Raw genomic sequence first — 13,549 nt, 5'->3', positions numbered from 1 at the left:
GGCAGGTGCCGGAGAATCCACAGGCTTAGCGGGTTGCGCAGGTAACGGCGCATTTTCATGTAGGCCAGGTCGCGGGTGCACAGGCTGTCGCCGTGCATCAGCAACACCGGCTCACCGCCCATCTCGACCACGCTGGGGTCCGCCAGCAATGTGCAGCCCGCGGCCTTGCAAAAAGCCTGGCCGAGCAGGAAGTCGCGGTTGCCGTGCATCAGGAAGACCTGCGTGCCGCTGTCGCTCAGGGCGCGCAGGGCCTGGCAGATCGAGGTCTGGAAGGGCGTCATGGCGTCGTCGCCGATCCATGCCTCGAAGAAGTCGCCGAGGATGTACAGCGCCTCGGCGTGCCGCGCACGACCGTCGAGCAGATCAACAAACGCCCGGGTAATGTCCGGGCGTTCTTCTTGCAGGTGCAGATCAGAGATCAGCAGTATCACTCAATGATCTCGGCTTTCTCGATGATCACGTCGTCCTTCGGCACGTCCTGGTGACCGGACTTGGAACCGGTGGCAACGGCTTCGATCTTGTCGACGATGTCCTGGCCTTCGGTCACTTTACCGAACACCGCGTAGCCCCAGCCCTGCACGTTCTTGCCGCTGTGGTTGAGGAAATCGTTGTTCGAGGCGTTGATGAAGAACTGCGCCGAGGCCGAATGCGGCTCCATGGTACGGGCCATGGCGATGCTGTACTTGTCGTTCTTCAGGCCGTTGTCAGCTTCGTTCTGGATGCTGGCGCGGGTTTTCTTCTGGCTCATGCCTGGCTCGAAACCGCCGCCCTGAATCATGAAGCCCTTGATCACACGGTGGAACACGGTGTTGTCGTAGTGGCCTTCTTTCACGTATTGAACGAAGTTCTCGACGGTTTTCGGGGCTTTTTCGGCATCCAGTTGCAGGACGATGTCGCCGTGGTTGGTGCTCAGTTTGACTTTGGACATGCTGAAATTCGCTCTTTTCAAGGCATTGGAAATTGTTCGCGCAGTATCGCGATACACACCTGACGTACAGTCTACAGCCCGCGATACGTGATTCGCGGCAGTTTTTTTGCATTCGCCGGCGAATATCGCGCCAGTTTGTCGGCGCGATGCTGTCGGCAGCTCGACCGCTTCGGCTATGATAAGCGCTTTGATTCAGTCGGCCTACCCAGGCCGTGCACCCCGTATTCAAGGATCCTATGAGCAAGCCCACTGCCGACACCGCTCCCAACGCCGCTGCCAAAGGCGCTCCCGCCATCCCTGCGAACTTCCTGCGTCCGATCGTGCAGGCAGACCTGGACTCGGGCAAGCACAGCAGCATCGTCACCCGTTTTCCGCCAGAGCCCAACGGTTACCTGCACATCGGTCATGCCAAGTCGATCTGTGTGAACTTCGGCCTGGCCCAGGAGTTCGGTGGGGCCTGTCACCTGCGTTTCGATGACACCAACCCGGCCAAAGAGGACCAGGAGTACATCGATGCGATCCAGAGCGACGTCAAGTGGCTGGGCTTCGAGTGGACCGGCCCGGTGCGCTACGCCTCGCAATACTTCGACCAGCTGCACGCCTGGGCGGTCGAGCTGATCAAGGCCGGCAAGGCCTACGTCTGCGACCTGACCCCGGAGCAGGCCAAGGAATACCGTGGCAACCTGACCACCCCAGGCAAGAACAGCCCGTTCCGCGAGCGTTCGGTCGAAGAGAACCTCGACCTGTTCGCGCGCATGAAGGCCGGCGAGTTCAAGGACGGCGAGCGCGTCCTGCGGGCCAAGATCGACATGGCCTCGCCGAACATGAACCTGCGCGACCCGATCCTCTATCGCATCCGTCATGCCCACCACCACCAGACCGGTGACACCTGGTGCATCTACCCCAACTATGACTTCACCCACGGTCAGTCGGACGCCATCGAAGGCATCACCCACTCGATCTGCACCCTGGAGTTCGAAGGCCATCGCCCGCTGTACGAATGGTTCCTCGACAACCTGCCGGTGCCGGCCAAGCCGCGCCAGTACGAGTTCAGCCGCCTGAACCTGAACTACACCATCACCAGCAAGCGCAAGCTCAAGCAACTGGTCGACGAGCAGCATGTCAACGGTTGGGACGACCCGCGCATGTCGACCCTGTCGGGCTTCCGTCGCCGCGGTTACACCCCGGCCTCGATCCGCAATTTCTGCGAAATGATCGGTACCAACCGCTCTGACGGCGTGGTCGACATGTCGATGCTCGAATTCAGCATCCGCGACGACCTCGATCGCACCGCGCCCCGCGCCATGTGCGTGCTGCGCCCGCTGAAAGTAGTCATCACCAACTACCCCGAAGGCCAGGTCGAGAACCTCGAGCTGCCGCGCCACCCGAAAGAAGACATGGGCGTGCGCGCGCTGCCATTTGCCCGCGAGATCTACATCGATCGCGACGACTTCATGGAAGAGCCGCCAAAGGGCTACAAGCGCCTGGAGCCGGCCGGTGAAGTGCGCCTGCGCGGCAGCTACGTGATCCGCGCCGACGAGGCCATCAAGGATGCCGACGGCAACATCGTCGAGCTGCGCTGCTCGTATGACCCGGACACCCTGGGCAAGAACCCCGAAGGCCGCAAGGTCAAGGGCGTGATCCACTGGGTGCCGGCCGCTGCCAGCGTCGAATGCGAAGTGCGCCTGTACGATCGCCTGTTCCGCTCGGCCAACCCCGAGAAGACCGAAGATGGCGGCAACTTCCTTGACAACATCAATCCTGATTCGCTGCAGGTGCTGACCGGTTGTCGTGCGGAACCTTCCCTGGGCCAGGCCCAGCCAGAAGACCGCTTCCAGTTCGAGCGCGAAGGCTATTTCTGCGCCGACCTGAAAGACTCCCAGCCGGGTCGCCCGGTGTTCAACCGCACCGTGACCCTGCGCGATTCGTGGGGCAGCTAAGGAACTCTCGTGCTTACCATCTACAACACGCTCAGCAAGACCAAGGAAGTCTTCAAACCGCTTGAAGGCAACAAGGTTCGGATGTACGTCTGCGGCATGACCGTCTACGACTTCTGCCACCTGGGCCACGGGCGCAGCATGGTCGCCTTTGACCTGGTGACCCGCTGGCTGCGTTACAGCGGCTACGACCTGACCTACGTGCGCAACATCACCGACATCGATGACAAGATCATCAACCGGGCCAACGACAACGGCGAATCCTTCGACGCCCTGACCGCCCGCATGATCGACGCGATGCACGAAGACGAGCGCCGCCTGAACATCCTGCCGCCGGACCAGGAGCCGCGTGCCACCGACCATATCGCCGGCATGCACGCGATGATCCAGACCCTGATCGACAAGGGTTATGCCTACGCGCCGGGCAACGGCGACGTGTACTACCGGGTCGGCAAGTTCGTCGGCTACGGCAAGCTGTCGCGCAAGAAGATCGAAGACCTGCGCATCGGTGCCCGCATCGAGGTCGACGAAGCCAAGCAGGACCCGCTCGACTTCGTCCTCTGGAAGGGCGTCAAGCCGGGCGAGCCGAGCTGGGAGTCGCCATGGGGCCCGGGCCGTCCGGGCTGGCACATCGAGTGCTCGGTGATGTCCACCTGCTGCCTGGGCGAGAGCTTCGACATCCACGGCGGTGGCAACGACCTGGAGTTCCCGCACCACGAGAACGAAATCGCCCAGAGCGAGGCCGCGACCGGCAAGCAGTACGCCAACTCATGGATGCATTGCGGCATGATTCGCATCAATGGCGAGAAGATGTCCAAGTCCTTGAACAACTTCTTCACCATTCGCGACGTGCTCGACAAGTATCACCCGGAGGTGGTGCGCTACCTGCTGGTGTCGAGCCACTACCGCAGCTCGATCAACTACTCCGAAGACAGCCTGCGCGAGTCCAAGGGTGCCCTGGAGCGCTTCTACCACGCCCTGCGCGGCCTGCCGCGGGTGGCGGCTGAAGGTGGCGAGGAGTACGTCGAGCGTTTCACCGTGGCGATGAACGACGACTTCGGCACCCCCGAAGCCTGCGCCGTGCTGTTCGACCTGGTGCGCGAGATCAACCGCCTGCGCGAGAGCGACCCACAGGCCGCTGCTGGCCTGGCCGGTCGTCTGCGCGAGCTGGGTGACTTGCTCGGTGTGCTGCAACTGGACGCCGATGACTTCCTGCGTGCCGGTGCCGAAGGCAAGGTTGATGCCGCCGAGGTTGAAGCCCTGATCCAGGCGCGCCTGCAAGCGCGCGCCGACAAGAACTGGGCCGAATCCGACCGCATCCGCGACCAGCTGACCGCCATGGGCGTGGTGCTGGAAGACGGCAAGGGCGGCACGACCTGGCGCTTGGCTGACTAAGCAATCGCGGGGCAAGCCCGCTCCCACAGAAGACTGCAATCCTCTGTGGGAGCGGGCTTGCCCCGCGATGAGCCCCTAACTGACGACACCCGTCCTGCAGTGCAACACCAGTTTCGCCCCACCCAGCTCACTCCCTCCCACCTCCAGCTCAAAGCCATGCAGGTCGACGATCGCTGCAACGATCGACAAGCCCAGCCCGAACCCCGGGTGACGCTGGCCTTCTTCACTGCGATAAAAGCGCTTCAACACCGCCCCGCGTTCATCCTCGGGAATCCCCGGGCCGCTGTCGTGCACCTCGATATGCACACCCTTGGCATCGCTCAGTGCACGCATCAGCACCTGACCCTGCACCGGGGTGAACTTGATGGCATTGCCCACCAGGTTGGCCAGCGCCTCGAACAGCAACTCGCGGTCACCGTGCAGTGCCGGTAGTTGTTCAGGCATGTCCAGCGTCAGGTCAATCTCGCCGTCTTCGGCCAGCGGCAGGTAGAAGTCATGCAGCTCCTGCAGCAGCCCATGGGGATCAAGCTCGACGAAGCCGGCGCGGCGCTGGCGGTCTTCCAGCTCACTGATGCGCAGCAAGCCGCGAAAACGCGCCATCAAGGTATCGGTTTCGCCAATGGCCTGTTCCAGCGCCTCGGCCTGCGGTGAATCATCGCCGGCCTGCTGGCGAATCCGGTAGAGCTGGGCGCGCAGACGGGTCAGTGGGGTGCGCAGGTCGTGGGCGATGTTGTCACACACGCCTTTGACTTCATGCATCAGGCGCTCGATGCGGTCGAGCATGGCGTTGACGATGGCCGCCAGCATGTCCAGTTCGTCGCGCCGCGCCGACAGCGGCAGGCGCCGGGTCAGGTCGCCGGCGACGATCTGCTCGGCGCTGGCCTGGATCGCGCGGATCCGCTTGAGTGGCCGGCGGCGCAGCAGGTACCAGCCGGCGATGCCGGGGATGATGGTCAGCGACAGGCCCCAGAGCAGCGCGTGGAGGATGATGCGGGTGACCACGAACAGCGAGCCGTTGTCGCGCACCAGCAGCAGCCAGCGGCCATCGCGGACCTTGATCGCCACCGCATCGCAGCTGTCGCGGGGCAGGTGCGGGTCGTCGGCGTCCAGGCAGCGGCTCAGTTCATGAATCTTGCCATCCAGGCCCAGCTCGGGCGGCACTTGGCGGATCTGCCCGCCGAGCGGATTGAACTGCCCATCGAACAGCCCATAGGCATCGAAGCTGCGCTCCTCGAACGCCTGGCTGGCAATCAGCGCGTCATCGAGTTGCTTGCCGCTCATGTGCGCGAACAGGTGCTGGCGCTGCAGCAAGGAATGGCGGGTGAGCTTGTTCAGGTAGCCCGAGACCTCGAAGTACAGCACCCCCATGAGGATGCTGCTCCAGGCCACGAACAGGAAGCTGTACAGCGCCAGCAGGCGGCTGGTGGACGAGCTCCAGCCCTTAGACGGGTTCGGCAATGGCATAGCCCGATCCCCGCACGGTGCGAATCAGCGGTGTCTGGCCAGCGGCGTCGATCTTCTTGCGCAAGCGTCCGATGTGCACGTCGATCAGGTTGGTGCCCGGGTCGAAGTGGTAGCCCCAGACTTCCTCGAAAATCATCATCCGGGTAATTACCTGGCCGGCGTGGCGCATGAGGAATTCCAGCAACTTGTACTCGGTGGGCAGCAGGTTGAGGGTCTGATCGCCGCGCTTGGCCTCGTGGCTGATCAGGTCCAGCTCAAGGTCGGCGACCTGCAGGCGGGTCTGTGCCAGGGGCACGCTGTTGCGCCGCAACAACACCTCGACGCGGGCGGCCATTTCATCGGACGCGAACGGCTTGGTCAGGTAGTCGTCACCGCCGGCGCGCAGGCCGCGGACCCGTTCGTCGACATCCGAGAGGGCGCTGATCATCAGGATCGGCGTGGCAATCTTCAGGGTGCGCAGGGTGGTGACGATAGTCAGGCCATCGACCTCCGGGAGCATCCGGTCCAGGGTGATCAGGTCGTAACCGCCGGCAATGGCCTTGGCCAGGCCTTCACGGCCGTTGTTGGCCCATTCCACTTCCAGGCCATGGCTGGAAAGCTCGGCGACGATCTCCTGGGCGGTGACAGCGTCGTCTTCGATAGTCAGTACGCGGGGCATGCTTTTACCTGGGCGGCGGGTAGAAACCTGATTGTGCCAAAGAATAGGCGGTGCCCGGGTTAAAGAAAAATTCATCTAGGGGAGAGGGGCACAATGGGCCGGCATGCACCGACCCCTGTGGGCGCCGGCCTTGCCGGCGATGGGCCGCAGCGCGGCCCCTATTGCAGGTCAGGCGACTTTCACAACCCAGCCCGCCGGGCCTTCGATGTCGCCGCTCTGGATGCCGGTCAGCTCGTTGTAGAGCTTCTGGGTGACCGGGCCGACTTCGCTTTCGCTGTAGAACACATGCAGCTTGTCGCCGTACTGGATGCCGCCGATTGGGGTGATCACCGCAGCGGTACCGCAAGCGCCAGCCTCGACGAAGCGGGCGAGGTTGTTGATTTCCACGTCGCCCTCGATGACCTTCAGGCCCAGGCGCGATTGCGCCAGTTCCATCAGCGACAGGCGGGTGATGCCTGGCAGTACCGAAGCCGATTTCGGCGTCACGAACTCGTTGTTGGCGGTGATGCCGAAGAAGTTGGCCGAGCCGACTTCCTCGATCTTGGTGTGGGTCAGCGGGTCAAGGTAGATACAGTCGGCAAAGCCGGCTTGCTTGGCCTTGTAGCCCGGTTGCAGGCTGGCCGCGTAGTTGCCGCCCACCTTGGCAGCGCCGGTGCCTTGTGGCGCGGCGCGGTCGTAGTCGGAGATCAGGAACTTGTGCGGGGTCATGCCGCCCTTGAAGTACGAGCCGACCGGGATGGCGAAGATCGAGAAGATGAACTCCGGCGCGGTACGCACGCCGATGTTGTCGCCCACGCCGATGACGAACGGTCGCAGGTACAGGGCGCCCTTGCCGTACGGCGGAATGAAACGCTCGTTGGCCTTGACCACCTGCTTGCAGGCGTCGATGAACTGTTCGGTCGGCACCTGCGGCATCAGCAGGCGGTCACAGCTGCGCTGCATGCGCAGGGCGTTCTGGTCCGGGCGGAACAGGTTGATCGAGCCGTCCTTGCAGCGGTAGGCCTTCATCCCCTCGAAGCATTGCTGGCCATAATGCAGCGCGGTCGAGCCTTCGCTGATGTGCAGCTGGTTGTCTTCGGTCAGGGTGCCCTTGTCCCATTCGCCGTTACGGAAATAGGACAGGTAGCGCTTGTCGGTCTTGATGTAGTCGAAGCCCAGCTTGTCCCAGTTAATGCTTTCGTTACTCATGGCACCCTCGATTCGGTTGCAGATGCCTGCTGGAGCAGGCGGTTCTTATTGCGCACTCGGCCACGATAATACATCCCGTGCAGATCGGGAACGCCCAGTCATAGATTGGACCATGGTCGCAGTGAAAATCTTTGACGCTGCCTGTTGCAACAGGCGTTGACCGTTCCTCGGTCCGGGCGCATTATCGAAGTATGAAGCTTTGCCTGCTGACCTCGTCGCGTACCACTACCACCGCCATACGCGGGGCGGGTACGGCTGCTTAACCTTAGGCAGCAGGTAAACCAAGGCCCCGCCAGCAATGGACGGGGCCTTGTCTTTTCTCCGTCCTGGCTGGCCAATCACGGAGAGATGAAGATGCAAGCAAAACGCGCACTGCTGGTCCTGGATATGCAAGTGGGCTTGTTCCATAGCCCCGAACAACCCTGGCAGGGTGATCGGGTACTGAACAAGGTCAACACCCTGATTGGCGCTGCCCACGCTGCCCAGGCGCCGGTTTTTGCGGTTCGCCACACCGGCCCGCAAGGGTCGCCGATCGCCGCAGGCAGCCCCGCGTGGCAGTTGCTGCCCGCGCTGGCGGTCGATCCTGCCCGCGACATCGTGTTCGATAAAACCCGCCCCAGTGCCTTCTTTGCCACCTCGCTGGCCGATCAGCTACGCGAGGCCGCCATTGATGAGCTGGTCATCGTCGGCCTCAAAACCCAGTACTGCGTCGACACCAACTGCCGGGTTGCCCGCGAGCTGGGCTTCAACGTGGTGCTGGTCAGCGATGCCCACACCTGCATGGACACCCCCGGCTTGTCGGCCGAGGCGATCATCGCCCACCACAACCTGACCCTGGGCGGCGCCTTTGCCCGCCTGCAATCAACGGCGGATGTGCAGTTCTGAGCCTTCGCCCAACTGCAGGTAGTCGTCCAGCGCCAGTTGCTGCATGAACACCTGGTCGTGGGACGCTACCAGCAAGGTCCCGCGATACTGGCGCAGCATGGCTTCCAGGGCGGCGAGGGAGGGCAGGTCGAGGTGGTTGCTCGGCTTGTCGAGCAGCAATTGCGCAGGTACAGAGCCATTCAGTCCAGGTGGTCAAACCTGCGACGCCTGAAGAATAGGCTGGAGCCAGCACCTGAGATGAGCAATGACACTAGCCAAATGTCCAGTTCGTACCAGTACTTGTCAGGAAATGCGAAGAGACCATATGTACCTGCCCCCCAAAGCGAAATCCCTAACCACTTTCTTATCGGGTAGGGTTTCAGGCAGTGGTCTATCGCTGATATCAGGATCATTGCGTAGCACATTTGTGTAATTACAGACATGGCGTATGTTCTGCTCAGGCCCAGAGGTCGGGATTGAATCGATGACGTCTGAAGAACAGCTCCAGCCCACCGACAACTGCAAAGAGTGAAACGAGTTGCAAGTCAAAGCCAAGCCAATGGCTTTCGGTCAGTGTCAATCTGCCAAGCAAGCCGCCACCCAAGAAAGCCAGGCCGAGCCATTTTCGTGGCCTGGACGGCTTGACCAGACGGTCTATCAGGATGAAAAGCGCCAGGACGAGGAGGAATTGATTGAGCTCTGACATGTTCTTTTCAGCCTTGATTCTCGATGATCATTGAGGAAGCTGAACGTTGGGGGCCGATGCCGCCACTGACCGACGCTTGAAGGCTGACGATTACATCTCCGGCATGGTGGGTGGGTATGCGGTTTTTAATGAAGTCGCCTGCTTCGGTGTTTGTGGCTTTTCCAATCAATGGATTGATCAGCCAGCTGGCGAAGCCGGCAAAGGCCCCGGCTACAGTAGTGCTCACAGTTTGTCGCTGGCTGTTCAACCTATCAGCCTGCTGACGGCTCAGCGCTCGAGAAATAGCGACTTTCATCTCGCAGGCACGATTGCCGGCCTGCATTCTGTCGTAGAGCGCCACGAGCATTGTGTTGACCTCGTAGTGCGCCCCCTTCGCTTCACTGATATGCAACTCGCGCAGCCGGGCGCGATGACCCGGCAGGACGACGAGCTGCGAGACGTGGAAAACGATTCCGAAGTGACCGGCGTACTCATAGGTTCTTTGTATCTGCACAACAACCTTCCCTGTGTAATACAGACGCGCCGCGCGCACCTCATCGACAAGCAGGGAAAGATGCCCAAAACAACTTTGGGTGTATGTCGTACCACTCCTACAAAATAGTAGGGCTGATCCCAAATTAGCGATCAGCCCCCTACAAAACCTCAGCCAACCTGCTCAAACCGACGGCGTTTGCGGAGCAGTCTCACTCAGGTCTTGATGATCATGGTCGAAATGGTTCGTTGCGGGCCGATCCCGCCATTGACTTGGGCGTCAATGCTGACCAGCACATCGCCGGCATGGTAGGTCGGCAGGATTTCATTGGCGTAGGTACGCACGGCGGCCCCCACGGGCACACCTACAAAGGAGGAGGCCACGCTGGTAGTGGCGGCGGTGAAGGCCGAGGCGCAGGCGTTGACGACCGTGGTGCGCTGAGCGTTGAGGGTGTCGCCCTGTTGCCGGGTCAGCGGCTTGGAGATTGCGATCTTCATCACGCACGGCAGGTTCTTGGCCAGCATCTTGTCGTAGACCTCGACAACCTTGCTGTTAACCTCGTAGTGGGCGCTTTTCGCTTCGCCAAAATGCAGCTCGCGCAGGCGTCCGCGTTCGCTGTCGGTGAGGGTGATCTGCGAGACGTTGAAGACGATCCCGTGTTGGCCCATGTATTGGAAAGTCCCTTCGAACTTCATTGCACGCATCCTTTCGAGGCAAAGGCGGCGATTTTGTACAAGGATCGCCGTGGGTGCAAATCATTCCGTAAAGGTTGTGATCAACTCGTGGCTTCGAAGGCCGGGTGATAGCTGACCTGGGCCTGCGGCCACTGGCCGCTGTAGCTCAGGGCCTGGAAATACTCGGGTGGTACGCCCGGCAGCTGCAACTGCGGGTGCGCCTCGAAACCGAAGCGTGCGTAGTAGCCTGGATCGCCCAGCACCACGCAACCGTTGGCGCCCAATCCTTGCAGGGCCTGCAGCGCCGCGCGCATCAACTGGCTGCCGATGCCCTGGCCGTGGCGCTCGGGCGCCACCGAGATCGGGCCCAGGCCATACCAGCCGGGGCTGCCGTCAGACAGGGTCACCGGCGACAAGGCCACATGGCCGATGATGTGCCCGGCGACTTCAGCCACCAGCGACACCGACAATTGCTCGGCGCGGCGCAGGGCGTTGACGATGAAATGTTCGGTGTGGCTTGAGTGGGGTGCCTGCTCGAAGGCTGCAGCGGTCAGTTGTTCGATGGCCAGGGCGTCGGCCGGGGTTTCGGGGCGCAGGATCATGGCGTTCTCGGGGTGTGGGTCAGTATTGGCAGCCAGGCGACGGGTGTCTTCGTCGATCAGTGCGCGCAGGTTCTGGGACAGTGGGCTGCTGCTGGTGTACTTGCGCCCGTAAGATTGCGCCACGCCGAACAGCTGCGCGGCATGCGCTTGCTTGATGCAGCAGACGCCAGCGACGCCGAGCTGAGCGGGTTGTAGCGGGGTATCGTGCATGGCGAAGTTTGCCAGCCAAAGCGTGGGGGCTGCAAATCGGGGGGGCAGCCTGCCTGAGTCGCCTGGTTTGCGACCGCTTCGCGGTCCATCGCCGGCAAGCCAGCCCCCACAAGGAATGGTGCATGCCGATCCAATGTGGGAGCCGGCTTGCCGGCGATGGGCCGCGTCAGCGGCCCCAGGGTTCACTTCACCGTCTGCAGGCGCAGGTCATTGTAGTAGAAGGTGTTCTTGTCGATGCTGGCGCTGAAGAAGTAGCCGTAGTCTTCCAGGTAGAACAGGTGATTGACGCGTTTGCCCTCGTCACCCTGCACGCTGCAGTCCAGCGCCTTGGCGCTGCCGCTCAAGCTGGCGTTGAGGGTGCTGGCCGGCAGTTGCTGTTGCACCGTGCACTCGGTGATCTTCAGGTCCTTGCCGTACTGGCCGATCACGTTGTTGTTGGTCGCACCTTGCTGTGAATAGCTGAGCTTGCTGCCCACCGCCATGGTCTTCCAGTCGCCCTTGAAACTCAGGCTGGTCAGCGCACTGCTTTCGCTCATGCCGGTGAAGTCGGTCTTGCTCACCAGCGGGATCAATCCGCGCCAGGTGATCTTTTGCGCCTCATAGCCCTTGCCGCGCAGGATCACCATCAATTGCTGGCTATTGGCATCAACTGACAGGAACTGCTCCTCGCGCATGGGCGAGGTCTTGCCTTTTATGGTCGAGGTGCCGACGGCGTCCAGGTACGTGAGCGGCTGTGCCGGCTTGGGCAGTTGCAGGCGCTCGAGGGCGACCATCACCGATGGGCTGACCGGCGGCAACACGGCCGTGACGATCGGTGCCTTGAAGCGCGGGCTGAATGGCGCCAGTTGCGCGACTTTATCCTGCGTGGCGCAGGCCAGGGCGAACAGCGCCTGGTAGTCGGCGTTGCTGTCGGCCACAGGCTCGGGCTTGGGCAGTGACGGGACCATGCCGTCGGTGACCCGGTTGTTGGCATCGACATCGTAGCCGGCCAGCAGGGTGTAGGTACCGGTGCTGCAGTTGAAGCGGTGATGCTCACGCTTTTGCGCGTAGGGCGCGTTGTACGGCAGGTCGAGGAGGATGCTCGGCTGGTCGAAGGCGGCCCACAGGCTGACGTCGTTGCCCACCTTTTTGATGCTGTTGCGATCGACCAGCACCCATGGCTCGCCATCTTCACCTTTAAGCTTGCGCCAGTCGGCCTTTGCTTGAGTCTTGCAGGCCCCGGCGAAGCTTGGGTTGTTCATCAGGATGGCATGGAAGCGATCAGGCATCGGCTGCGGCGGGGCGTAGCCGCTGGGGTTCTTGAAGTACGCGCGCTGGTCGGCATCCAGGTACATGATCGCCACGTTCGGCTCAGCGCAGGAGGCTTCGAGCTGGAAGCTGCGATCAGTCAAGCCGTTGTTGGCCGGTACGTTAACCTGGAAACTCAGCACATCGCCTTCACGAAACAGGCTGTAGGTCGACAGCGGCTGGGCGAGCATGGTGCCGATGTACTGGTCGAGGCTTTCCTTGGAGGGCGTCGCGCAGCCGGCGAGGGCGGCGGCGGACAGGGCGGTGAGGATCAGGCGTTGCACAACAGTCTCCGGTGAGTCCATTCAGGATGGCAGCATTGTATCGAATCGTGCCGCCGGTGCCTTGGGCAATTCGCGTTTGTGCCGGGTCTTGTCGTAGGCATTGATGATGATGGCTGCGACCGCGTCATCGACGTTTTCACCCTGCAGGAAGGCATCGATCTGCCCGTAGCTGACACCATGTACCTGCTCGTCGGCCAGGCCCGGGCGCAGTTCTTCGAGGTCGGCGGTCGGCACCTTGTGCACCAGGTGTTCAGGTGCCCCCAGCGCGGCGGCAATGGCCCGCACCTGGCCCTTGCACAGTCCGCTCAGGGGGGCCAGGTCGCAGGCGCCGTCGCCGAATTTGGTGAAGAAGCCCATCACCGCTTCGGCGCCATGGTCGGTGCCGATCACCAGGCCATTGCGGGCGTTGGCCAGGGTGTACTGGGCCAGCATGCGCAGGCGCGCCTTGACGTTGCCGAGGACGAAATCCCGTTGCCCGTCAGCGAGCTCGGCCAGTTGCGGCAGTTGCCCGGCAAGGCCGTTGACGCCGTCTGCAATGTTCACCGTGATGCACTCATCGGCGCCGACAAAGGCCAGCGCCGCCTGGGCATCGGGCTCGTCATGCTGGGTGTTGTGCGGCAGGCGCATGGCGATGAAGCGATAGCCGCCGTCGGCTTGTTCGGCGCGCAATTGCTCGACCGCCAACTGCGCCAGGCGCCCGGCGGTTGACGAGTCGACGCCGCCGCTGATGCCCAGCACCAACACCTTCAAGCGCGCATCGAGCAGGGTCTGCTTGATGAAATCGATGCGCTGGCTGATCTCGTTCTGTACTGCCGCGTTATCTGCGAAGGGCGCCACCACGCCCAGGGCCTTGGCAATCTCGATCTGACGACTGTTCATG

14 protein-coding genes and 1 pseudogene are annotated in these 13,549 nt (G+C 62.2%); 3 read left to right on the top strand and 12 right to left on the bottom strand.

The annotated features are described in order from the left end of the window. Together UW3_RS29450 and UW3_RS0111075 are read right to left on the bottom strand one after the other, a co-directional pair. Positions 1 to 431: pseudogene (locus tag UW3_RS29450) on the bottom strand (UDP-2,3-diacylglucosamine diphosphatase); the annotation flags it as partial. Beyond that, complete coding sequence (locus UW3_RS0111075) at positions 428 to 928, bottom strand: peptidylprolyl isomerase (RefSeq protein WP_010222512.1); 501 nt, start codon at positions 926 to 928, stop codon at positions 428 to 430. The pseudogene UW3_RS29450 and the gene UW3_RS0111075, both read right to left, overlap by 4 nt. A 236-nt stretch (positions 929 to 1,164) precedes the next feature. Between UW3_RS0111075 and UW3_RS0111070 the strand changes: the two genes are divergently transcribed. Together UW3_RS0111070 and cysS are read left to right on the top strand one after the other, a co-directional pair. After that, positions 1,165 to 2,868 (top strand): glutamine--tRNA ligase/YqeY domain fusion protein, encoded by a 1,704-nt coding sequence (locus UW3_RS0111070; RefSeq protein WP_010222511.1) that lies wholly within the window; start codon positions 1,165 to 1,167, stop codon positions 2,866 to 2,868. Positions 2,869 to 2,877: 9 nt separating this feature from the next. After that, entirely contained in the window at positions 2,878 to 4,260 is a 1,383-nt protein-coding gene (cysS, locus tag UW3_RS0111065; RefSeq protein WP_010222510.1) for a cysteine--tRNA ligase, read from the top strand. Between the two features lie 75 nt (positions 4,261 to 4,335). Here the strand turns inward: cysS and UW3_RS0111060 are convergent, their stop codons facing one another. From UW3_RS0111060 to UW3_RS0111050, 3 genes are all read right to left on the bottom strand, one after another. Further along, entirely contained in the window at positions 4,336 to 5,724 is a 1,389-nt protein-coding gene (locus UW3_RS0111060) for a sensor histidine kinase (protein ID WP_010222509.1), read from the bottom strand. Further along, positions 5,702 to 6,382: a response regulator transcription factor gene (locus UW3_RS0111055; RefSeq protein WP_010222508.1), complete on the bottom strand. Its 681-nt coding sequence runs from the start codon at positions 6,380 to 6,382 to the stop codon at positions 5,702 to 5,704. The genes UW3_RS0111060 and UW3_RS0111055 overlap by 23 nt, the downstream gene beginning before the upstream one ends. 168 nt (positions 6,383 to 6,550) lie before the next feature. Continuing rightward, positions 6,551 to 7,570 (bottom strand): branched-chain amino acid aminotransferase, encoded by a 1,020-nt coding sequence (locus UW3_RS0111050; protein ID WP_010222507.1) that lies wholly within the window; start codon positions 7,568 to 7,570, stop codon positions 6,551 to 6,553. Positions 7,571 to 7,924: 354 nt separating this feature from the next. On the opposite strand from UW3_RS0111050, the gene UW3_RS0111045 reads away from it, so the two are divergent. Further along, on the top strand, positions 7,925 to 8,455 hold the full coding sequence (locus UW3_RS0111045; protein WP_010222506.1) for a cysteine hydrolase family protein: 531 nt from the start codon (positions 7,925 to 7,927) through the stop codon (positions 8,453 to 8,455). On the opposite strand, the gene UW3_RS0111040 is transcribed toward UW3_RS0111045, so the two are convergent. The 7 genes from UW3_RS0111040 to nadE form a co-directional block, all read right to left on the bottom strand. After that, positions 8,432 to 8,614 carry a P-loop NTPase family protein gene (locus tag UW3_RS0111040; RefSeq protein WP_010222505.1) on the bottom strand — a complete coding sequence of 61 codons (183 nt, stop codon included), beginning with the start codon at positions 8,612 to 8,614 and terminating at the stop codon, positions 8,432 to 8,434. The genes UW3_RS0111045 and UW3_RS0111040 overlap by 24 nt on opposite strands. A gap of 277 nt (positions 8,615 to 8,891) precedes the next feature. Further along, on the bottom strand, positions 8,892 to 9,140 hold the full coding sequence (locus UW3_RS0111030) for a hypothetical protein (RefSeq protein WP_010222503.1): 249 nt from the start codon (positions 9,138 to 9,140) through the stop codon (positions 8,892 to 8,894). A gap of 7 nt (positions 9,141 to 9,147) precedes the next feature. Further along, a complete protein-coding gene (locus UW3_RS0111025; protein WP_010222502.1) occupies positions 9,148 to 9,633 on the bottom strand; it encodes a hypothetical protein in 486 nt (161 codons plus the stop codon). A gap of 194 nt (positions 9,634 to 9,827) precedes the next feature. Further along, positions 9,828 to 10,307 (bottom strand): hypothetical protein, encoded by a 480-nt coding sequence (locus UW3_RS0111020; RefSeq protein ID WP_010222501.1) that lies wholly within the window; start codon positions 10,305 to 10,307, stop codon positions 9,828 to 9,830. A gap of 80 nt (positions 10,308 to 10,387) precedes the next feature. After that, the gene (locus UW3_RS0111015) at positions 10,388 to 10,888 is read right to left on the bottom strand and encodes a GNAT family N-acetyltransferase (protein WP_026001280.1); all 501 of its coding nucleotides are present in this window, start codon (positions 10,886 to 10,888) and stop codon (positions 10,388 to 10,390) included. Between the two features lie 392 nt (positions 10,889 to 11,280). Next, positions 11,281 to 12,669 carry a hypothetical protein gene (locus tag UW3_RS0111010; RefSeq protein WP_010222499.1) on the bottom strand — a complete coding sequence of 463 codons (1,389 nt, stop codon included), beginning with the start codon at positions 12,667 to 12,669 and terminating at the stop codon, positions 11,281 to 11,283. Positions 12,670 to 12,690: 21 nt separating this feature from the next. After that, complete coding sequence (gene nadE / locus UW3_RS0111005; RefSeq protein ID WP_010222498.1) at positions 12,691 to 13,548, bottom strand: ammonia-dependent NAD(+) synthetase; 858 nt, start codon at positions 13,546 to 13,548, stop codon at positions 12,691 to 12,693. Position 13,549 lies beyond the last annotated feature (1 nt).

Origin of the sequence: Pseudomonas donghuensis (genome assembly GCF_000259195.1) — a bacterium.
Lineage (GTDB): Bacteria > Pseudomonadota > Gammaproteobacteria > Pseudomonadales > Pseudomonadaceae > Aquipseudomonas > Aquipseudomonas donghuensis.
This window is presented reverse-complemented; position numbering and strand designations above follow the sequence as displayed.

What these genes read in the sequence shown, in the direction of transcription:
- nadE (WP_010222498.1), bottom strand. Translation starts at nt 13,548, where the DNA reads ATGAACAGTCGTCAGATCGAGATTGCCAAGGCCCTGGGCGTGGTGGCG.
- UW3_RS0111045 (WP_010222506.1), top strand. Translation starts at nt 7,925, where the DNA reads ATGCAAGCAAAACGCGCACTGCTGGTCCTGGATATGCAAGTGGGCTTG.
- UW3_RS0111030 (WP_010222503.1), bottom strand. Translation starts at nt 9,140, where the DNA reads ATGTCAGAGCTCAATCAATTCCTCCTCGTCCTGGCGCTTTTCATCCTG.
- UW3_RS0111070 (WP_010222511.1), top strand. Translation starts at nt 1,165, where the DNA reads ATGAGCAAGCCCACTGCCGACACCGCTCCCAACGCCGCTGCCAAAGGC.
- UW3_RS0111015 (WP_026001280.1), bottom strand. Translation starts at nt 10,888, where the DNA reads ATGATCCTGCGCCCCGAAACCCCGGCCGACGCCCTGGCCATCGAACAA.
- UW3_RS0111060 (WP_010222509.1), bottom strand. Translation starts at nt 5,724, where the DNA reads ATGCCATTGCCGAACCCGTCTAAGGGCTGGAGCTCGTCCACCAGCCGC.
- UW3_RS0111075 (WP_010222512.1), bottom strand. Translation starts at nt 928, where the DNA reads ATGTCCAAAGTCAAACTGAGCACCAACCACGGCGACATCGTCCTGCAA.
- UW3_RS0111020 (WP_010222501.1), bottom strand. Translation starts at nt 10,307, where the DNA reads ATGAAGTTCGAAGGGACTTTCCAATACATGGGCCAACACGGGATCGTC.
- UW3_RS0111055 (WP_010222508.1), bottom strand. Translation starts at nt 6,382, where the DNA reads ATGCCCCGCGTACTGACTATCGAAGACGACGCTGTCACCGCCCAGGAG.
- UW3_RS0111050 (WP_010222507.1), bottom strand. Translation starts at nt 7,570, where the DNA reads ATGAGTAACGAAAGCATTAACTGGGACAAGCTGGGCTTCGACTACATC.